Source organism: Massilia sp. MP_M2, from assembly GCF_039123635.1.
Taxonomy (GTDB): domain Bacteria; phylum Pseudomonadota; class Gammaproteobacteria; order Burkholderiales; family Burkholderiaceae_D; genus Telluria.
This window is the reverse complement of record NZ_JBCHJF010000006.1, coordinates 287,911-307,703: the sequence shown is the minus strand read 5'-3', so window position 1 is coordinate 307,703 and position 19,793 is coordinate 287,911. Positions and strand designations below refer to the sequence as shown.

Annotated in this window: 15 protein-coding genes; 11 read left to right on the top strand and 4 right to left on the bottom strand. The window is 65.9% G+C overall.

Annotated elements, in window-relative coordinates; genetic code table 11:
* The first annotated feature begins 2 nt into the window (after nt 1–2).
* The 10 genes from tssH to tssA are packed head-to-tail and all read left to right on the top strand — an operon-like array spanning nt 3 to nt 13,667.
* Entirely contained in the window at nt 3–2,657 is a 2,655-nt protein-coding gene (gene tssH / locus RCH14_RS15330) for a type VI secretion system ATPase TssH (RefSeq protein ID WP_343026960.1), read from the top strand.
* Nucleotides 2,654–4,582 carry a type VI secretion system tip protein TssI/VgrG gene (locus RCH14_RS15325; protein ID WP_343026959.1) on the top strand — a complete coding sequence of 643 codons (1,929 nt, stop codon included), beginning with the start codon at nt 2,654–2,656 and terminating at the stop codon, nt 4,580–4,582. Before tssH ends, RCH14_RS15325 begins: the two co-directional genes overlap by 4 nt.
* Complete coding sequence (locus RCH14_RS15320; RefSeq protein WP_343026958.1) at nt 4,582–5,292, top strand: toxin-antitoxin system YwqK family antitoxin; 711 nt, start codon at nt 4,582–4,584, stop codon at nt 5,290–5,292. The genes RCH14_RS15325 and RCH14_RS15320 overlap by 1 nt, the downstream gene beginning before the upstream one ends.
* Complete coding sequence (locus RCH14_RS15315) at nt 5,292–5,678, top strand: DUF4280 domain-containing protein (protein ID WP_343026957.1); 387 nt, start codon at nt 5,292–5,294, stop codon at nt 5,676–5,678. Before RCH14_RS15320 ends, RCH14_RS15315 begins: the two co-directional genes overlap by 1 nt.
* A gap of 22 nt (nt 5,679–5,700) precedes the next feature.
* Nucleotides 5,701–5,838, top strand: a complete 138-nt coding sequence (locus RCH14_RS15310) for a hypothetical protein (protein WP_343026956.1) — start codon at nt 5,701–5,703, stop codon at nt 5,836–5,838.
* On the top strand, nt 5,823–6,314 hold the full coding sequence (locus RCH14_RS15305) for a hypothetical protein (protein WP_343026955.1): 492 nt from the start codon (nt 5,823–5,825) through the stop codon (nt 6,312–6,314). The genes RCH14_RS15310 and RCH14_RS15305 overlap by 16 nt, the downstream gene beginning before the upstream one ends.
* 16 nt (nt 6,315–6,330) lie before the next feature.
* Nucleotides 6,331–7,677, top strand: coding sequence for a type VI secretion system baseplate subunit TssK (tssK, locus tag RCH14_RS15300; protein WP_343026954.1), 1,347 nt, complete (start codon nt 6,331–6,333; stop codon nt 7,675–7,677).
* Nucleotides 7,667–8,437, top strand: a complete 771-nt coding sequence (locus RCH14_RS15295) for a DotU family type IV/VI secretion system protein (protein WP_343026953.1) — start codon at nt 7,667–7,669, stop codon at nt 8,435–8,437. The genes tssK and RCH14_RS15295 overlap by 11 nt, the downstream gene beginning before the upstream one ends.
* Nucleotides 8,434–12,507, top strand: coding sequence for a type VI secretion system protein (locus RCH14_RS15290; RefSeq protein ID WP_343026952.1), 4,074 nt, complete (start codon nt 8,434–8,436; stop codon nt 12,505–12,507). Before RCH14_RS15295 ends, RCH14_RS15290 begins: the two co-directional genes overlap by 4 nt.
* Entirely contained in the window at nt 12,507–13,667 is a 1,161-nt protein-coding gene (tssA, locus tag RCH14_RS15285; RefSeq protein WP_343026951.1) for a type VI secretion system protein TssA, read from the top strand. Before RCH14_RS15290 ends, tssA begins: the two co-directional genes overlap by 1 nt.
* A gap of 129 nt (nt 13,668–13,796) precedes the next feature.
* Here tssA and proX read toward each other — a convergent pair whose 3' ends face one another.
* The 4 genes from proX to RCH14_RS15265 form a co-directional block, all read right to left on the bottom strand.
* The gene (gene proX / locus RCH14_RS15280) at nt 13,797–14,846 is read right to left on the bottom strand and encodes a glycine betaine/L-proline ABC transporter substrate-binding protein ProX (RefSeq protein WP_343026950.1); all 1,050 of its coding nucleotides are present in this window, start codon (nt 14,844–14,846) and stop codon (nt 13,797–13,799) included.
* 12 nt (nt 14,847–14,858) lie between these two features.
* A complete protein-coding gene (gene proW, locus RCH14_RS15275) occupies nt 14,859–15,911 on the bottom strand; it encodes a glycine betaine/L-proline ABC transporter permease ProW (protein WP_343026949.1) in 1,053 nt (350 codons plus the stop codon).
* Entirely contained in the window at nt 15,908–17,143 is a 1,236-nt protein-coding gene (proV, locus tag RCH14_RS15270) for a glycine betaine/L-proline ABC transporter ATP-binding protein ProV (RefSeq protein ID WP_343026948.1), read from the bottom strand. Before proV ends, proW begins: the two co-directional genes overlap by 4 nt.
* 744 nt (nt 17,144–17,887) lie before the next feature.
* Entirely contained in the window at nt 17,888–18,436 is a 549-nt protein-coding gene (locus tag RCH14_RS15265) for a cysteine hydrolase family protein (protein WP_343026947.1), read from the bottom strand.
* 138 nt (nt 18,437–18,574) lie between these two features.
* Between RCH14_RS15265 and RCH14_RS15260 the strand changes: the two genes are divergently transcribed.
* Nucleotides 18,575–19,573 carry a GlxA family transcriptional regulator gene (locus RCH14_RS15260; protein WP_407070083.1) on the top strand — a complete coding sequence of 333 codons (999 nt, stop codon included), beginning with the start codon at nt 18,575–18,577 and terminating at the stop codon, nt 19,571–19,573.
* The last annotated feature ends 220 nt before the right edge of the window (nt 19,574–19,793 follow it).

The following is a 19,793-nucleotide window of genomic DNA, read 5'->3' as shown; positions in this document are numbered from 1 at the left end:
CCATGGACATCGACATCCGCACCTTGCTAAGCCGCCTGAATCCCGAGTGCAAGCGCGCCATGGGCGTGGCGGCGGAACTGTGCGTGGCGCAGACCCATTTCAACGTCGAGGTCGAGCATTTTCTGGTCGCCTTGCTCGACGCCGGCGCCCCCGATCTGCTGCTGCTATTGAAGCAGTTCGACGTCGATGCAGCGGCGGTGCGTACCCAGGCGCAAGCGTGCCTGGACGGATTTAAACGGGGCAACGGACGCACGCCGGCGCTGTCGCCAAATTTCAAGGCGCTGTTCCAGGAAGCCTGGATCAGCAGTTCCATGCTCCTGGGCGGTGGGCAGATCCGCTCCGGCACGGTGCTGCTGGCGCTGCTGGAGCAGGACAGCCTGCGCGGCATGCTGATCGAGACGGCGCCTGCCTTGCTGGCGATTGCGCGCGAACGGTTGAAGACGACGCTGCCGTCCCTGCTCGCCGCCTCGACGGAAGATGCGGGGGCAAGGGATGCAGCTGCGGATGCGCCAAAGATGGCAGGCACGGTGGGCGCCACGCCCTCGCTCGACCTGTACACGGTCGACATGACGGCGCAAGCCCGCGCCGGCAGGATCGACCCGGTGCGCGGCCGCAATGCTGAAATTCGCCAGATCATCGACATCCTGCTGCGCCGCCGCCAGAACAATCCGATCCTGACGGGCGAGGCGGGTGTCGGCAAGACCGCCGTCGTCGAGGGTTTTGCGCTGCGCATCGCTGAAGGCAGCGTGCCGGCGGTGCTGGCCGACGTGCGTGTCTGTTCGCTCGACCTGGCCCTGCTGCAGGCTGGCGCGGGCGTGCGCGGTGAATTCGAGCAGCGTTTGAAATCGGTGATCGCCGAGGTGCGCGCCGCTGCTACGCCGGTGATCCTGTTCATCGACGAGGCGCACCAGTTGATCGGCGCCGGCGGCAGCGAAGGGCAGGGCGACGCCGCCAATCTGCTCAAGCCCGCGCTGGCGCGGGGCGAATTGCGCACCATCGCCGCCACCACCTGGGCCGAATACAAGAAGCACGTCGAGCGCGATCCGGCGCTGGCGCGGCGTTTTCAGGTGGTGAAAGTCGAGGAGCCGTCGCCGGAAGCGGCCATCGGCATGCTGCGCGGGATGGTGGCTACTCTCGAGCGGCACCACAAGGTCGAGATCCTGGACGCCGCCGTCATCGACGCGGTACGCCTGTCGCAGCGCTATATCGCGGGCCGCCAGCTACCCGACAAGGCGATCAGTGTGCTCGACACGGCCTGCGCGCGCGTCGCGATCGCACTGGCGGGCACGCCGCCACAACTCGAAGCTCTGGCGCACGAGATCGTGCTGGCAACCGAACACCTGCGCCTGCTGCGCGGCCAACTGGCGCGCGGCGAGGGTGAGTCCAGGGATGCCGAAAGCGGGGCAAACGAGCTGACACGCTTGATGCACAAGCATGCGGCGCTTGCCGCCAAGGTGGCCGACGAACGTCGCGCCGTCGAAGAGATCCTGGCGTTGCGGCGCCAGATCGCGGCGCAGGTGGACAGCGGCAATCTTGATGAGAACACAGAGGCCGATGCCGCCCAGCTGCAGCGCCTCACCAAAGGGCTGGAAACCATCCAGGACGACGAGGCCCTGGTGCCGGTGTACGTCGACTCCGCCATGGTCGCCGGCGTCATCTCCGGCTGGACCGGCATCCCGGTGGGGAAAATGCTGGCCGACGAGGTGCACACGGTGCTGCAGCTGCACGAGCGCCTGTGCGAGCGGGTGGTGGGGCAGGACCAGGCGCTGGACGCCATCGCGCGCCGGATTCGCACCTTCCGCGCGGAGCTGGACGATCCGGGCAAACCGGTGGGCGTCTTCATGCTGGTCGGCCCCAGCGGCGTGGGCAAGACCGAGACGGCCTGTGCGCTCGCAGACATGCTGTACGGCGGCGAGCGCAACATGATCACGATTAACATGTCGGAGTTTCAGGAGGCGCACACCATCTCCAGCCTGAAAGGGGCGCCGCCTGGCTATGTCGGCTACGGCCAGGGCGGCGTGCTGACCGAGGCGGTGCGACGCCGTCCGTACAGCGTAGTGCTGCTCGACGAAATGGAAAAGGCGCATCCGGATGTGCTCGAACTGTTCTTCCAGGTATTCGACAAGGGCAGCATGGAAGATGGCGAAGGGGTGCCGATCGACTTCAAACACACGCTGATTCTATTGACCTCGAATGCGGCCCAGGACGTCATTACCCAGGCCTGCGCTGCCGCCAGTGGCGCGCCGCCCGATCATGCGACGCTGGTCGAACAGCTGCGTCCGGCCCTGCTGCGCCAGTTCAGCCCGGCGTTCATGGGGCGTGTGGTGCTGGTGCCGTATTACCCGCTGCAAGACGCCGAGATCGGTGTCATCGTCGACATGAAGCTGGCCAAACTGGCCGATCGCTTTGCCGGCAACCACGGTGCGCGCTTCAGCTGGGACGACGCCGTCACCGCCGTCATCACGGCGCGCTGCACGGAAGTCGATAGCGGCGCGCGCAATATCGATTTCATCCTCACGCAGACGGTGCTGCCGCAGTTGTCGACGCTGGTGCTCGAGCGGATCGCCACCGCGTCACCCTTCTCGGCCGTGCACATGACGGTAGCAGGGCGCGATTTTCAGTACGCCTTCCGCGACACCCTGCGGGGTGCGCCGTGAAGGACGGCTTCAAACAGGGCGGCCTGCTGCGCGTCAGCTCGGCGCTGGGCGCGGACGACCTGCTGCTCGACAGCATGGAGGGCAGCGAAGGCATCTCCGAGCTGTTCAGCTTTACCTTGCACATGCGCTCGGCCAGCACCAGCCTCGATGCTGCTGCGCTGATCGGCAAACCGATGACGGCGACGATTGCGGGCAAGCGCTACGTGAGCGGCATCGTCATCCGCTTCGTGCAGAGCGGCCAGGATCAGGATTTCGCCCTGTACGAGGCGGAGCTGGCGCCCATGCTGTGGCTGTTGACACTGTCGCGCGACCGCAAGATTTTTCCGAACCTGGGCGTCGATGCGGTGGTCAAGGCGGTGCTCTCGAGTTTTGGCATCGTGTTTGAATCCAGGCTCGCGGCCAGCTACGCCAGCGTCGACTATTGCGTTCAGTACGACGAGACGGCGTTCGATTTCATCTCGCGCCTGATGGAAGGCGCCGGCATCTTCTACTTTTTCACCTTCGCCGACGGCGCCCACACCATGGTGCTGGCCGATGCCGTGGGCCAGCTGGCCGACTGCCCGGGTGGCGGCGACAAGGTCCGCTTCTGGCCGGCCACCGGCATGCAGCAGCCAACCGACGCGGTGACCCGCTTCGCGCATGAGCACCGTATCGTGCTGCAGAAAGCCACCGTCAACGACTACGATTTCATCACCCCCGACACCACCCTGGAAGGCAGTTATGCAGCCGCCGGCGGCAGCGGCGCCGTCTATGAATTCGCTACCGGCCATCCAACTGTCGCCGCCGCCCGCGCGCTGGCGCAGTTGCGCGTTGAAGCAGGGCAGGTCGCGGCGCAGGCGCTGCGCGGGGACAGCCACTGCAGTGCATTTGCCGCTGGCACGCGCTTCACGATGTCGGGCCACTTCATGAGCGCGCTGAACGCCGCCTTCATCTTGCGCCGGGTGCACCACACGGTGCGCGGCGACCTGTACACCAACAGTTTCGACGCCTTTCCGGCCAGCGCGCCGTTTCGCTCGCCCCTGGCGACAGTGCGCCCGCGCGTAGTCGGTTGCGAAACGGCGCGCGTGGTGGGCCCTAGCGGCGAGGAAATCTGGACCGACCAGCATGGCCGCGTCAAGGTGCACTTTCCGTGGGACCGCGATGCCGTGGACGACAAGCGCGCACCGTGGATCCGGGTCGCGCAGGCGGCCGCCGGCAAGGGCGTCGGCGCCTGGTTCCTGCCGCGGGTGGGGCACGAGGTGGTGATCAGCTACATCCAGGGCGACCCGGACCGCCCCCTGGTCACGGGCAGCGTCTACAACGGCAGCAATACCACGCCGGCGACCCTGCCTGCGAATCAGACCCAGTCGATGATCCGCACCCTGTCGTCCAAACAGGGCAGTGCCGGCAACGAGCTGCGTTTTGAAGACAAAAAGGACAGCGAGGAGCTGTATCTGCATGCGCAGAAGGACATGCTGATCGAAATTGAGGATGGCTTGACGACCACTGTAAAAAAAGGCGCGCAGTTGCACACGCTGGAAGAGGGCGATCGCACGCTCGAACTCAAGAAGGGGAACGACACCTACAAGGTGGCGGGCACCCGCGCCGTGACCGTCACCGGCGCCGAAACCCATGCCAACGAAGCGGCCTTCAGCCACACCGTCAAGGGCAACTACTCCCTCACCATCGACGGCGATTTCACCATCACCGTCAAGGGCGCCATCAAGGTCACCGGCGACGCCGCCATGACGCTCAAGGCCAGCGCCGACCTGGTGTGCGAGGCCGGCGCGGACCTGGTCGGCAAGGCCGGCAAGGCGCTGACCCACAAGGCTGGAATGAAGATCGATAACCAGGCGCCCATCATCAACAGCAAGGCCGATGCGACCCAGACCGTGGAAGCGGGCGCCATGTTGACGCTCAAGGGCGCGACAGCGAAGGTGAACTGATGGATGCCGACCCTGGCGCCCCGGTCAGTATCGAGCCGGTCACCATCGAAGAGCGCAGCGCCGACGGCAGCCTGCTCCTGCGCAGCAGCATGGCTGGTGGCCTGCTGCATGGGCTGCTGGAGCAATTTGGCGTGGGCGGGCGGCCCGCCATGACGGCGTATTTTGAAGCGGGCAAGCTGCACGGCGCCATGGCCGTCTATGACGAAGCCGGGGTGCTGGTCCAGCGCAGCAGTTACCGGCGCGGGCTGCCGCACGGCCTGATCGAAACCTTCGTGCACGGTCGCCGGGTAGCGGCGCAGACCATGTCCGATGGCGTGGCCAGCGGGCCGTCGCTGTCGTTCGACGAAGCGGGTCAGATGACCGCGCGGCTGCAGCTGCTGGCCGGCCAGCTGGAAGGCGAAGCGCAGTTCTTCCACGAAGGCCGTCAGGTGCGCAGCGCCCGCTACCGCGCCGGCTTGCTGGACGGCGAGTCAGGCGACTTCGACGCCGACGGCCAGGTGGTGCAGCGCTGCACCTACCGCGCCAACCTGCTGCACGGCGCCGTGCGGCGCTACTGGCCCGACGGATCCCTGATGGAGGAAGTGTTCTACCACGACGGCGTGCCGCTGGCGCCGCCGGTGCGGTTCGACCAGCAGGGCAAGCGCATCGGCGCGGCAGAAGCGCCGCCGGCCCTGATCGAGCGTCTGAAACGCATGGTGCGGGGGGATTGATGGGCCAACTGGTATGCGCGGGCGCGCTGCTCAAATGTTCGTTCGGCGCGGCGCCGGGCGCGTTGGCCGTGCTGCCGCTGAACGCCGTGCTGACCGGCGCCGCCGACGCCACGATCATGGACAACAAACCGCTGGTCAACATCGCCTCCTTCGTCATGTGCAAGTCGCTGGGCAATCCTGCGGTGGCGGCGGCCACCGCAGCGGCAATGGGCGCGCTGGTGCCGATGCCCTGCGTACCGGTGACGGGCGCACCGTGGGTACCGGGCGCGCCGACCGTCCTGATCGGGAATATGGCGGCGCTGACCATGGCCTCCAAGTTGATGTGCAGCTTTGGCGGTGTCATCGAAATCACGATGCCGGGGCAAACCACGGTGCTGCTGCCATGAGGCCACTACGCAATGAAAGGCAATGATGGATACCGTTTTCACCCTGACGCCGCGACTGATGGTGGTTGGCCTGTTCGCCTTTGTTTGCCTGCTGGTGCTGCTGTTCGCACTCGGTTATATGCTCGGTCACGGTGGCGTAGCGACATGCGCGCCGCGTTGACTGGGGCGGTGCGTTGCGCCTGGCTGGCCGCAGCCTGTCTGCTGGCTGGCTGCAGCATGTTCGGTGGCACGAAGGCGGTCAAGCCGGACTGGAAGACGCTGCACGTCATCACCGCGCCTGACGCCAACAACAACAGCCCGCTGGCGATCGACGTTGTCCTGATCACCGAGCGCGCCCTGGTTGACGGTGTATCCGCCCTGACTGCAGCCCAGTACTTCGCAGCGCGTGACGACATGCGGCGCAGCCAGCCCGGCGCGCTGGTGGTGCAGTCGCTGGAATTGGTGCCGGGCCAGTCGTTCGAGATCGACCCGAAACCGTTTCGTGCAAAAAAGGGCTGGGCGGCGCTGATGTTCGCCAATTACGGCACGCCCGGCGCGCACCGCTATCGCCTGCAGTTAGGCAGCAGAGGCTACCTGCTGCAGCTCAATGCGCACGATGCGCGGCTCACGGACACCGAAACGGGCACGGCCCACTAATCAAGAGGAATCATTCATGGCCGAGGCGCAGATATTCGATCGCATACAGTGGCATGAAGGCATGCTGCTCACGCCGCAGCATTTTCAGCAGGAGAGCGCGCGCGTCGACGCCCTGCTGGGCTGGCAGGCGCTGGCCGGTCAGCCGGCGGCGTGGGGCATTCGCCGCCTGGTGATCGACGAGGGGCTGCTGGGTGGCGGGCGCCTGCGCATCTTGCTGCTCGAAGCGGTCATGCCGAACGGGATGGCGCTGCGCTTCGATGCCGCGCGCGCCCAGGACGCCACGCTCGAACTGAGCCTGGCGCCGTTCACCGCCGCGATGGCACAGGGCGATGTCCCGGTCTACCTGATCGTTGGCAAAGAACGCTCGCTGCGCCTGCCAGGACAGCCGGCGATGTTCCGGCCCATCGAGAGCGGCCTGGTCGACGACGAGGTGTCGGAGGCGCTGCCCGAAGAGGTGCCGCGCATGGCGGCCAACCTGGCGCTGGCCGCCGGCCAGCTGCCCGGCGCCGCGTATGTCGCCATGCAGCTGATGACGCTGCGCCAGGAAAACCAGATCGTGCGCCGTGGGTCCTTCTGGCCGGCGCAACTGGAAGTGCCTGCGGCCGCGCACATCGCCCAGCGCGCGCGCGACCTGGCCGTGCTGATGCGCAGCAAGGCGGTTTTTCTCGGCAAACAAAGCACGACCCAGTCCTCGCGTGTGGAAGAACGCGTGACCCTGCTGGAAGAGCGTGCACGGTTGGCGCACCTGACCCTCAACCTGCCGCTGCTCGAGGCGACGCTCGACATGGCGCCGCTGCAGCCGCTGGCGCTGTACCTGGCGCTGTGCGCGCAACTGGGGCCGCTGGCGGCGCTGCGCCCGGGTGCGGTGCCGCTGGCACCACCGGCTTACCTGCATGCCGACAGCCACGCTGCGTTTGAGACCGTGCTCGATCATCTGCACGGCCTGGCCGGCGAAGTGAGCGAGGAATGGACCAGCATCGCTTTCGATTTCGACGGCGAGGTGTTCACCTTGCCCTGGCGTCCCGAATGGATGGGTGCGCGGCTGGTGCTGGGACTGCGCGGCCAGGGCCAACCCCAGCTGCGCCAGTGGATGGAGGGCGCAACCATCGGTTCGCGCACGGTGTCGGCGTCGCTGCGCGACCGCCGGGTGCCGGGTGCGGTCCGGCAGAGCATCGACGGCGCACCCGAACTCGGCCTGCGCGAGGGCGGCAGCGGTGGCGCCACCCTGTTTGCCGTGACGGTTGACGCACAGTCCATCGTCACTGACCAGGATCTGGTGATCGGCAACGACAACAGCGCCCAGCGTGCCTTGCGCCCGCAGGAAATCGTCGTCTACATCAAAGGCGGCGCCGATGAACAGTGAACTCGAACGGGGCGGCGACGACCCGGCGTCGCACCAGTTTCGCGCTTTCGTGAAGGTGCTGACGGCCGCGCGCGCGGCGGCGCTGGCGCTGGGCGACGCCGAGGCTCAGGCTGGTGCCGCCGCCCTGAGCGCGCAATTGTGCCAGCTGATCGAACTGCAAAGCCTGGAAGCGGGACGCCTGGCCGGCAAGGACAATGTCGACCTCGAGCTGCGCGCGCGCTTCCTCAAGGCGGCGCTGGCCGACGAGATGATGTTGCGCAGCGACTGGGTCGGGCGCGCGCACTGGCGCCACGTGCTGGTCGAGGCGACCCTGTTTCGCAGCGCGCATGCCGGCCAGAGGATATTTGCCGACATCGACCTGCTCCTGACGGAACGCGATCCGGCGCGCCGCCCGCTGGCGCGGCTGTATCTCTATCTGCTGGCACTGGGCTTTCAGGGCCGCTACCGCGGCGGCGATGACCTCAGCGCGCTGGCTGACTACCGCCGCGCGTTGTTTCAGTTTTCCTATCAGCGCGCGCCTGGCATGCGCGGCGCCGATGCGGTGCTGAGCGACCAGCCCTACGCCAGCACGCTGAGCTTCGACAACCGTGCGCGCCTGGCCCGGCCCAGCCGCGGCGCCGTGATCTGGGTAGGGATCATGCTGGCGATGCTCTTGCTGTCGCAGGGCTTGTGGCTGTGGAAGTCGCAGCCGGTGCGTGACGCGCTCGAAAACAACGGACCCCATGAGATTGCCACAGCCAGCGCGGCGGGGGCGCGATGAAACTCGATTCGCCCTACCTTGGCCCGATCCTGCTCGCGCTTGCGGCGCTGTTCATGCTCGCCTTGCTGGCATTGGTGTTCCTTGCCGCCCGCCGTGGCGGCAAGGATGGGGCCGCGTCCGTCAAGGCCCTGCGCCTGCTGAGCGCGAGCGCAGTACGCCGCTCGTTCGGCAGGGCTGTCAAGCTGATTGAACGCAATCTGGCGACCCGTGCCGAACGTTACAACCTGTCATGGACGGTACTGCTCAACGAGAGCGCCGGTGCGCTGCTACCGCTGCATGCCTCCGGCCTGCAAAGCGCGCTCAGCGAGGAAGCGGGCATGCGCGCCGCCGCCCAGGGCCTCGACTGGCAGTTCTTCGACCAGGGCGTGGTTATCCAGCTGCGCTCGGCTTACCTGGGCGCCGCCGACGTCGATGGCGTCTGGGATGATCTGATCGGCCACTGCCGCAAATACCGCCCGCAGCGGCCGCTCGACTGCGTGGTGCTGGCGATCCCGGCGGCGCAGTTGCTCGATGGCGGCCCGGACAGCCAACTGCAGCTGCTGGCACGCGCCAAGTCGCTGCACCGGCGCCTGTGGCTCGCGCAAAACCGGCTGGCGCTGCGCTTTCCCGTGCATGTGGTGATCAGCGAATGCGAGACCATCCCGGGGTTTGCCAGTTTTGCTGCGGCCCTGCCAGATGCCACCCAGCGCTCGATTCTCGGATGGGCTTCGCCGCATGAACTGGTGGCGCCATACCGCAGCCAGTGGATCGACAGCGCCATCGGCCAGGTCGGCGCGGCGATCGCCGACAGCTGCGCCGAGCTGTGCGCCCTCGAAAGCGGCGACAGCGACAGCAGCGCCTATTTTTTGCTGGCGAGCGACGTCGAACGACTGCGTCCCGGCCTCGCCCTGTTCTGCGACGAGTTGATGCGCCCGAGCGTCTATCACGAGTCGTTCCTGCTGCGCGGCGTGTATCTGACGGGCGACTGCAGCGCTGCGGCGTTGCTGCGCGCTGCCGGTGGCCCCGTTGCCATCGCCGGCCAGGAACAAGAGGCGGTCCCGACTGAATCCCGGCATGTCATGCCGGCGTTTTTACGTGATATTTTCGAGCGCAAGATTTTCGCCGAAGCAGGACTGGTACGTGCGTCCGCGCAGCGACTGCGCAAGAGTCCGCTAAAACGGGCTGGCTGGGGACTGCTGTTCCTGGTTCCCTTGCTGTGGGCGATCGGGTTGGCGTTCGCGACCGACAGGCTCCATCATCAGGGCGCGAAGCTGGTCACCATCTTGCTCAGCGAAGACAGCGACGGCGACGTGGTGTCGGCAAGGCCGGGGGCGCTCACGCCGCTGATGACGGTGCTGAACGATGTCGCGGCAATCGGCGGGGTGCGCTTCGGCTCGGCGTTGATGCCGGGATCGCGCATGTCTTTCGACGATCTTCAGGAGCGGCTCGATGATGCGCTGCCGAAACATTTTGCGAATGCCGCCGTACCGGCGCTGCACGGCGCGGCCGTGTCGAAGCTGGCCACCCTGACTGGGACCGCGCATGTCAACAACGCCGGCAAGCGCCAATTTCTCGACCCCGCCAGCTGCACGCCGGGCCCGCTCACGGCAAGCGCGCCACCGGGGACGCTCAATCCCGCCATGCTGCCGGAATTCGTCGCCCTGAACGATTACCTCGTGCAGCTTGGGCCCGTAGCGCTGGGGATCGAGTCGATCGAACAACTCGAGCTCATCCAGCCTTCCAGAGACAGCGACAGCGTGCCACCGGCGCAAGGCAAGGACCTGGCACGCGCAGTCAAGCTGCTGCTTGGCCAGCGCATGGCGGACCTGTCTGGCCGCGCCGAGGCGCTGGACCGGGCCGCAGCACTATACCGGCAGGCGGCATTGAAAAGTCACGCGTGGCGCCCGGCGATGCCGCCGCGTGTCCAGATGGAACTGGCGGCGCGCTGCGCCTTGCAGCAACTGGGAAAACGACTCGATGCCCGCTTGTTCGAGCACAATCCCTTGCTCGAGACGGAGCGCGATATCGCTGTGATCGTCGCTGATTTGCAAGGTGGCGATGCCATTGACGACAGTCTTGACAGCCAGCTGGCACTCTGGCGCAGGCTGCGCAGCGCACTCGATGCGCAGCCATCGCTGCTCACGCACGGGCAGGGAGAGTGGATGGCGCAGGACACCATGCAGCTCGGTGCGCATTACGCGGATCTGCTCAAGCGCATTCGCGATAACGGCCTGTTGGGGCAGGCGGCGCAACAGGATTTTGCCGCGCTGCTCGAGCGCGGTTACGCACGCTTCGCGCAGGCATGGAAGGCGGTGCATGCACACAGCCAGGCCGATACTGCGCCCGCGCTCGCGTGGTCGGCTGAAACGACGTCATGGACGGCCACGCCCGAGCGCAAGGCCTTGCGCAGTGCCGTGGCGACGCTGATGGTCCAGCCGTATGTCAGGGCCACCGCACCTGCGTCCTATCCTGTGGTGGCGCCCGGAATGGCGATCGTCTGGGACAAGGGCCAGCTCGGACAGGTCGCCAGCCTCATCGAATCGCGCAAGGCATTTCGCGCCGGGCCCCTGATCGAACTGCCGGCCCATCTTCAGCAGAGCGCCAGCGCCCTGGTCGACCTGGCGTTGCTGTCGGCGGCGCATGCCGCGCTGGCGCAGGGCATGCGCGTGGTCGATGCCGAGGCGCCGGGCAAGACCACCGATGCCGCCCGCCTGCAGGTGCTGGAACTGCGCGCCTGGATGGAGAGCATCGACGCAAAGAGTACGCTGGCGCCGCTCGACGCTGCGCTGACGACCGACGCTGTCACGCGCCTGCAGTGGCTCGACGGGGTGCTGGCGGGGGCGCAGCTGTACGTGCCACGCGACGCCGCCTTCGAGAACTGGACCGGTAAGGCCGGACCGCTGCTCGACGCCTTTGGCGACGGCGACGGCAGCGGTGTGCTGGCTTACGTCGAACGGCAGAAGGAGTTTATCGACACCACCGCGCGCCAGGCAGACGGTGTGCTGCAGTTCCTGCTCAGCGCTGCCAGCGATCTGCCCCTCGTCAATCGCTGGCAGCGGCAGGCCGCCGATCTGCAGCTCTACAACCGCAAGAGTCCCCTCAGTTCGCGTCTGGCATTGGAAAACTTCATGGTCGAGGAAAGCGCGGGCATTGACGCCGCCAACTGCGCAGACAAGCTGACCGCACGCAAGACCGGTACCGGCAGCGATATGTACGCCGTTCGGCTGCTTGGATTACGCAACGCCTTGCTTGCGCGCTGCCGGGCGCTGGCGGGCGGGGAGAGCGAAAGTCGCTGGCAGAAATTCGCGCTCGCTTACAACAGCAGTCTGGGCCGGCGGGCGCCGTTTGTCGCTGCCGGCACCGGCGCCACGCTTGAGGCCATGCCGGCCGACATCGACGCCGTGGCGGCGGCGCTGCGCAATTACGACCTGGCGCACGCCGCCGCGGTCCAGGCGGCGCGCGACCGGGGACAGCCGGGCCCGCGCACCGAGGTCAAGGCCGCCGATCAGGAATTCGCCCGAGTACGCGACCTGCTGGCGCCGTTGTTCCCGGCCGACGACAGCCAGCCGGGTGCACTCGACCTGTCGATCGATTTTCGGGTCAATCGGTCCGCCGAGCAGCGCGCCAACGCCATCATCGAGTGGACGCTATCGGTTGGCCCGGCCACCCTGCGTCAGGGCGAGCCCGCGCGCGCGCTGCGCTGGGAGCCCGGCATGCCGGTGATGCTCGGCCTGCGGCTGGCGCGCGACGGCGTGCTGGCGCCGGCGCCGGGCGTCCACGCCAGTCGTCCAAATATGTCGGTGGCCGAGGGCACGGTGAATTTTCGTTTCAACGATCCCTGGGCACTGTTGACGTTCGTGCAAACCTTCCGGGTGGCCGACCCTGCAGGCGACGATGGTCGCGCGCCTTTGCTGCGGGTCGAGTTTCCCGTGGTGGCTGCCGGCGCTGCAGCGCCGCCGGCAGCGCCATCGACGGTGCAGGTTTTCTTGCGCGCGCGCGTGCGCGCACCCGGCAGGCAAAGCATCCTGGCCTGGCCGGCTGCCTTTCCCGAACAACTGCCGCTGTGGCATCCACCTGCAAGCAAACCCTGATGAACAATATGGCCGATCCTGTCGACACCCTGGAGCATGCCGACGTGGCGCGCGTCCTGGCACCGCTGTGCACCGATGGCCCTTGTGGACCGTCAGCGCGCTACGACCCCGTGTTCACGGAGATTCGCCTTCTGCGCGAAGAGGACGACCCGCAGCTGCCAATGGGCCAATGGGAGCGCCCCCTCAAGCGCGCCGATTGGCGGGCCATCGAAGACAGGTGCCTCGACATGCTGGCCCTGCGTTCGAAGGATCTGCAGATTGCCGTCTGGCTGGTCGAGGCATGGATGCGCCGGCATGGCGTCGACGGGCTGCGTCAGGGTCTGCGCATGGTCGACGCGCTGCTGCGTGCTTATTGGGACGAGTTGCATCCCCGGATCGAGGCCGCGGACCCGGCGCAGGGCGATGATGGTCCCGACCTCGATGCCCGTTTGGCGCCATGCGAGTGGCTCAACGAATCGCTCAGCACCAGCCTGCGCGTTCATACCGTGCTGGTCTGCGTCGACGCCGGCAAGCCCACGCCGGTGACCCTGGCCGACTGGGAGCGCATGACGATTCACGAGATGGCGCCGCAACTTCCCGCCGGGCGCAGCCAGGCGCCTGCGGACGTGGCGCTGACGCGCGCGGACGTCGTCGATGGCGTTGTCCAGTTGCAGGACGAGCTGGTGTGGATGGCGGCCGCGCTTGGTGATTGTCAGGATGCGCTGGCCGCCATCGTCGCGTTCTTGCGTGCACAACTGGGGCCGCTGGCGCCCAACCTTGGCAAGCTGGCCGCTGCCATCGAGTCCGCACGGCGGGTGCTGGCGCAGCTGCATGACAGCGTGGTGCAGGCGTTGCCAGACAATGACCCGGAGCAGGAAACCGTGACAATTGCCGGGGACGATGCCGATACCGTTACGTTACAGCGCGAGGCTGACGGACCCGACGCCATCGACCAGCGCAGCGCCGGCGGCCCGCTCTGGCGCAACCGCACGCAGGCCTACGCCACCCTGGCCATGCTGGCCGATTACCTGGCCGAAGTCGAACCGCACAGCCCGACCCCGTTCCTGATCCGCCGCGCTGTCAACTGGGGACAGATGTCGCTGCCCGAGATCATCGCGGAAATCATTCGCGAAGAGGGCGACGTCAATCGCGTGTTCAACGTGCTCGGCGCCAGGCAATGACATGCGTTGTGTTGAGAGCTCTGGGTGCGGCCAGCGTAGTTCACGCTGCATCTGCGTCGGGTCCATGCAATGGCAGATCGGTGCACCGCAAGCGCTCCCGGCCCGTGTGCGTGGTGCGCCGCAGCAATGTCACGGCGTCGCTGCCGCCCGTGCCTGCGCGATCCAGCCATCGAAGTCCTTCTGGTGGAACTTGATCCAGCCCGACACATGGCGCGCGATATCGGCCTGGGCGTTTTCGCCGCTGCGCATGCGCGCGTTCTGCGCGTCGATATCGGCGATCGGCAAGCGCATCACCTGGAACAGCTTCACCGCTGCCGGGTTCTTGTCGGCCCAGGCACGGTTCACGACAAAGCGCGTCGTGTTGATGGCAAAGCCGTAGTCGCTGCCATCGGCCAGGCGTGTATCGGGCTTGCCCGGATACGCCGTCTGCGGCGCCTGCAGCCACACGACATCCTTGCCCGGGATCAGGACGGCATTGACCCAGTAGGGCGTCCAGGCGTAGTACAGGATCGGGGCGCCGCGCTTGAAGCGGCCGATGGTATCGGCGATCAGTGCGGAGTAATTACCCTGCACATGCGTGACCGTGCTGCGCAGCTTGAAGCCGTCCATGTGCTGCTCGATCATCGCTTCGCAGCCCCAGCCCGGATTGCAACCGGCCATGTCCGCCTTGCCATCGCCATCGTTGTCAAACAGCTTGGCCAGGCGTGGCTCGCGCAGTTGGCCGATATTGGTGATGCCGTACTTGTCGGCCGTGGCCTTGTCGATCAGGTAGCCCTGGGCTGCCGGCCCGGCGTACTCACCCGTGCGTAGCAGCTTGGCGTCGCCGCCGGCATTGTCGTAGAAATCCTTGTGCAAGGGGGCCCAGTGCACCGCAAGGAACGTGGCATCGCCATTGGCAACGGCGATGTGGGCCGTGGGGTATTCGACTTCCTTGATGGGTTGCGGTGCGTAGCCCAGCGCTGCCAGAGCACGGTCGACCAGCATGGTCTGGAACGTCTCTTCGGCAACCGGGCTTTGCAGCGCTTGCACTTTGATTCCCTTGCCGGGGAGGGCTTGTGCCGGCGTTTGCGCCATGGCCAGGTGGGTGCTCAGGGCCAGTGCGCCAAGCGCGATGGTGGCGATCCAGCGAAACATGCGTTGTGACTCGTGTTTGATCGTAAATTGTTTCATGCGATGCATTCGTGTTCCTTTTTATGATGGTTGCTTGCCGCGTGTCAGGCGCAGGATGAGCCCGGCCGGGCCGGTCTGGTACCAGTGCCGTACGCCACGGCGTGGTTGTCCCATCGCTTGCGTCAGCCGGTCGAGCGTGATCGCCAGCAGCACGATGCCCAGGCCGCCCACGGTTGCCAGACCCATGTCCAGGCGACCGATGCCGCGCAAGACCATCTGGCCCAGGCCGCCGACGGCGATCATCGAGGCGATCACGACCATCGACAGCGACAGCATCAGCGCCTGGTTGATGCCGGCCATGATCGACGGCATCGCCAGCGGAAACTGAACGCGGGTCAGCAACTGCCACGGCGAGGCGCCGTAAGCGCGCGCCGCCTCGATCAGGTCGGGCCGCACCTGGCGAATGCCGAGATCGGTCAGGCGCACCAGCGGCGGCAGCGCAAAGATGATGGTCACGATCACGCCCGGCGCATTTCCGATACCAAACAGCATCACCACCGGCACCAGGTAGACAAAGGCCGGCGTGGTCTGCATCGCGTCGAGCAGCGGACGCAGGAGGTTCTGGGCGCGGTCGCTGCTGGCCAGGAAAATCCCCAGCGGCAAGCCGATCACCATGCAGAAGGCGAGCGACGTGAGTACCAGCGACAGCGTGATCATGGCGTCGGACCAGATGCCCAGCATCGACACGATCAGCAGCGCCACCACGGTGCCGATGGCCAGCGTCCGGGTGGTGAACTGCCAGGCCAGTACGCCGATGACGGCGATCACCGCGAGCGCTGGCGCAGCCAGCAGCAGCGCGCTGACGGCGTCGAGCGTGGCGTCGATGGGGGCGCGCACGATCTGGAAGAATGGGCGGAAATGCTCGACCACCCAGCCCAGCGCGTCGTTGATCCCGGACTGGAGCGACAGCGAGCCGTTCAGCAGGTCGGACAACCCGACGCTAGCCTGATCGGGCGAGGCGGCCGGCGCGGCGTCGAGCCAGGCGGTATCGCGCGGCGGGGTCGGCAGCCATGGATTGATCTGCGCAGCTGGTGGGGCGACGGCTTGGGTCACTTCGGCGGTGCCGGGATTCATGCTTGTCCTTTCGGGTTGTTTGGTGCTGCGATGGGCGGCGTATCGCGGTCGAGGAACTTCAGCAAGGTGGTCTTGCTGATGGCGCCGCGGTATTTGCCGTCGGTCGTCACCACGGGCACGCCATACGGCATCTGCGCAATCTGGCCGAACAGGCCGGCGACCGGCTCATCGGCATCGATGGTCGTGACATCGGGCAGGAAGGCATGCGCCAGGCCCAGCGGGCCGACGTGGCCGTCGAGCGCACTGCGCAGCGAGTCGACCGATACCACGCCCAGGAATGTTTGCTGCGGATCGACGACGTAGGCATAGGCCCGATCCTGCTCTTCCAGCATCGACAGCGCTGCGCGCGAACCGCGCGCTGGTGATTCCGACACCACGATCTGGCTTTTACGGGCGATATCGCCGGCCTTGAACACGGCCGCGGCATCGACGCCGCGCACGAAGTTGCGCACGTAGTCGTTGGCGGGTTGGCGCAGGATCTCTTCCGGCGTGCCCACTTGCACCACATGGCCGTCCTTCATGATGGCGACGCGGTCGCCGATGCGCATGGCTTCGTCGAGATCGTGCGAGATGAATACGATGGTGCGGCGCTTGATCTGCTGCAGGCGCAGCAGCTCCGATTGCATCTCGGTGCGCATGATCGGATCGAGCGCCGAAAACGCCTCGTCCATCAGCAGGATGGCGGGATCGCACGCCAGCGCGCGGGCCAGACCCACGCGTTGCTGCATGCCGCCCGATAATTCGTCCGGATAGCTGGCGCCATACCCGGCCAGGCCCACCTGGTCCAATGCCTGCAACGCCAGCGCATGCCGCTCGGCCTTCGGCGTGCCGGCCAGCTCCATGCCGAACGCCGTGTTGTCGAGCACGGTGAGTTGCGGCAGCAGCGCGAACGACTGGAACACCATGCTGATGTCCTTGCGGCGCAGCGCGCGCAACTGGGCATCGGGCAGCGTGTTGATGTCATTGCCGTCGATCAGGATGCGCCCCGCGGTGGGCTCGATCAGGCGGTTGAGCATCCGCACCATGGTCGACTTGCCCGACCCGGACAAGCCCATGATGACAAAAATTTCGCCAGCTTCAATCGTGAAGCTGGCGTCGAACACGCCGATGGTGCAGGCGGTCTTGGCCAGGATATCCTGCTTGCTGGCGCCTTGGCGAACCAGGGCCAGGGCGGCGTCCGGCTGGTCGCCGAAGACTTTAAAGATCTGGTCGATGATGATTTGTTTGGCCACGGTGTGGTTCTCCCTCGATCTGGCGAATGAAATGACATCGCCGCGGGCTACGAGGCCTGCGGCGGAGATCGCGATACGGTAGTGGTGCAGACAGCGCGCGCCTGGCCTGTCGACGCGGCGACAATGCCAAAGGCATGCCGGCGCTTGCGGTGCGCGCAGTGCGTGCCGTGTGTTATATGCGTGTTAATGACGCTGAGTGCCGTTCAACCGCCATGCGGCGAACGTTGCTTGATGCGGGCGTATGGCCCAGGGTTCGGTCCCCATGCATGGCATGGAAAACGATCGATAGCAGATGTGCTACCGGGGGTTTTGTTGTAAAAGGGCCGCAACTATGGCAGAAATAATGTCAAAGGCCAATTGCTTTTTGCGGCGAAACATGGTTTCTGTATCCGTTGCAAGGGTTGGCGCACTACCTCAAGCCGGCGTCCAAGCCTGCCTCAAGCCGGGGTCAGGTTGACATTCGGACACCGGCCTGGCTATGAACAGGCACGCGCTGCTGATCTCATTCCCTTCGAACGACAAATCGAACTGGCGCGACAACGTGCCTGTAAGCTCCCAACCCCGCATGCACCAAGCACGATTGATGGGGATGGAACTGGTTGGAAACGACAGGGTAGGCTGCCGGAGCCCCGGCAAAGCCGCTGATCGGGCGCGCCGGCATGCTGCGCTGAGCGCTGTTGACGGTAGGGCTCAGGAAGCGCAACAGACACCCCTCGCTCCGGCCCGCCAAGGACCAGCGGCTTGTCAGAGGGCCAGGTAGTCGTCGGTAGACAGCACCGACGCATAAGCGAAGGCGAGTGCGGACATGAACGCGGCGTGCACCTGCGCGGCTGGCACGGTCGTTCCACCGAACTCGAGGTCGCGCGTCGCGCATGCGTCGTGCACGACTGTCGTCTTGTACCCGAAGTCGGACGCCGCACGGGTTGTCGCATCGATGCACATATGGCTCATTGCGCCAATCACTGTCACTGCCTCAACACCGTGGTCGTCGAGCAGTTCCCTGAGATTCGTCTTCAGGAAGGCATTCGGGACGTTCTTGACGACGACCGGTTCGCCATGCGCCGGTGCCACGGTCTCGTGAATCTGCACGGCGTGCGTTCCCGGTGTGAAGAAGGGCGCGGCCGGGTCCGTGGACTCGTGGCGGATATGGATGACCAGGTCGCCTTTGGCCCGGGCATCCGCGACCGCGCGCGCTGCATTCTTTAATGCAGCATGGATGCCAGTCAGTGCCAGCTTGCCGCTAGGCAGATACTCGTTCTGGAGGTCGACAACGACAACGGCTCGTTTGTTCATGGTGATGTTCCTTTCATTTAAATAAGGCGCCCGACGTCGATGTCATTCGATGTGTCGAGCGAACCGGTGCACTGATTATCGTTGGGATGGCAACTGTCGACCATTGGCCCGAAGGCTAACTTTCGATACAATTGGGCCATGTATTCGATGACCTCCGTTGCCCACCACCAAAAAATCGCCATCATCGCTTTCGAGGGGATCACGCCATTTCATCTGTCGGTGCCTTGTCTCGTGTTCGGCAGCCACGTAGCGAACACTGAGGCGATGTCGTTCGAGATCACTGTCTGCGCGTCGCAGGTGGGCCCGTTGGCGACGTCGGCCGGATTCGTGATCTCGACGACCGCCGATCTGACGGCAGTCGACGAGGCTGACATCATCGTCATGCCGTCCTGGCACGCGGACGGTCGCAGTGCGCCGGACAGTCTGCTCGACAGTTTGTGTCGTGGGCATGCACGTGGTGCCACCATTGTTGGCTTGTGCCTGGGCGCTTTCCCGCTGGCGCAGGCGGGCCTGCTCGATGGGCGAACCGTGGCAACGCACTGGGAAGCGGCCGAGATGCTTGCAAAGCACTATCCCAGAATTAACGTGGACCCGCACGTGCTGTATGTGGATGACGGCGACATACTGAGCTCGGCCGGTGTTGCCGCCGGCCTCGATTGCTGCCTGCATCTGCTGCGGCGGCTCTGTGGCGCCGAGGTCGCCAATCGGGTCGCAAAGCACATCCTGGTCGCGCCGCACCGCGATGGCGGACAGGCACAGTTCATCGAGCGGCCAGTACCGGACGATGCTGAGGCAGGGCGTTTCGCTCAGCTGCTCGACTGGGTTGGCGAGCACCTCCACGAGGAGCACAGCATTGACATGCTGGCCGAACGTGCGGCCATGAGCCGTCGCAATTTCACACGCCATTTCCGCCTCGCGACCGGAACCTCCGTCAAGCAGTGGTTGCAGAACCAGCGACTGATCCATGCCCAGCGACTTCTCGAGACAGGTGACTTGTCGATCGAGCACGTCGCGCACGCGTCTGGGTTCGGCACGGCGCTGTCGCTCCGGCAGCACTTCAAGGCAGTCCTGCGAACATCGCCGACCGATTACCGCAAGCGCTTCCGTGCCGCCGCGCCTGATTGTGCTGCTACCTGATCAGGTAGCAGCCTGTGAGACGGAGTAAGCTGCTTGTCGATAAAATGTAACTAACCAACATATGCGCCGGGCGCCCGATAACCCCGCCATCAGCGGCGGCACCCACCTTGCCGGCACATGAAATCGTCACCAGACTGCTGACACGCCGGTGGCATTCAATCCGAGAAGAGGACGACAACGACGCCCACCGGCGGCTGAACACCACGCCCGACCCAGGACG

Coding starts and splice junctions, on each gene's coding strand:
- tssH (WP_343026960.1), top strand. CDS start 3: ATGGACATCGACATCCGCACCTTGCTAAGCCGCCTGAATCCCGAGTGC.
- RCH14_RS15320 (WP_343026958.1), top strand. CDS start 4,582: ATGGATGCCGACCCTGGCGCCCCGGTCAGTATCGAGCCGGTCACCATC.
- RCH14_RS15315 (WP_343026957.1), top strand. CDS start 5,292: ATGGGCCAACTGGTATGCGCGGGCGCGCTGCTCAAATGTTCGTTCGGC.
- RCH14_RS15310 (WP_343026956.1), top strand. CDS start 5,701: ATGATGGATACCGTTTTCACCCTGACGCCGCGACTGATGGTGGTTGGC.
- RCH14_RS15305 (WP_343026955.1), top strand. CDS start 5,823: ATGCGCGCCGCGTTGACTGGGGCGGTGCGTTGCGCCTGGCTGGCCGCA.
- tssK (WP_343026954.1), top strand. CDS start 6,331: ATGGCCGAGGCGCAGATATTCGATCGCATACAGTGGCATGAAGGCATG.
- RCH14_RS15295 (WP_343026953.1), top strand. CDS start 7,667: ATGAACAGTGAACTCGAACGGGGCGGCGACGACCCGGCGTCGCACCAG.
- RCH14_RS15290 (WP_343026952.1), top strand. CDS start 8,434: ATGAAACTCGATTCGCCCTACCTTGGCCCGATCCTGCTCGCGCTTGCG.
- tssA (WP_343026951.1), top strand. CDS start 12,507: ATGAACAATATGGCCGATCCTGTCGACACCCTGGAGCATGCCGACGTG.
- proX (WP_343026950.1), bottom strand. CDS start 14,846: ATGCATCGCATGAAACAATTTACGATCAAACACGAGTCACAACGCATG.
- proW (WP_343026949.1), bottom strand. CDS start 15,911: ATGAATCCCGGCACCGCCGAAGTGACCCAAGCCGTCGCCCCACCAGCT.
- RCH14_RS15265 (WP_343026947.1), bottom strand. CDS start 18,436: ATGAACAAACGAGCCGTTGTCGTTGTCGACCTCCAGAACGAGTATCTG.
- RCH14_RS15260 (WP_407070083.1), top strand. CDS start 18,575: ATGTATTCGATGACCTCCGTTGCCCACCACCAAAAAATCGCCATCATC.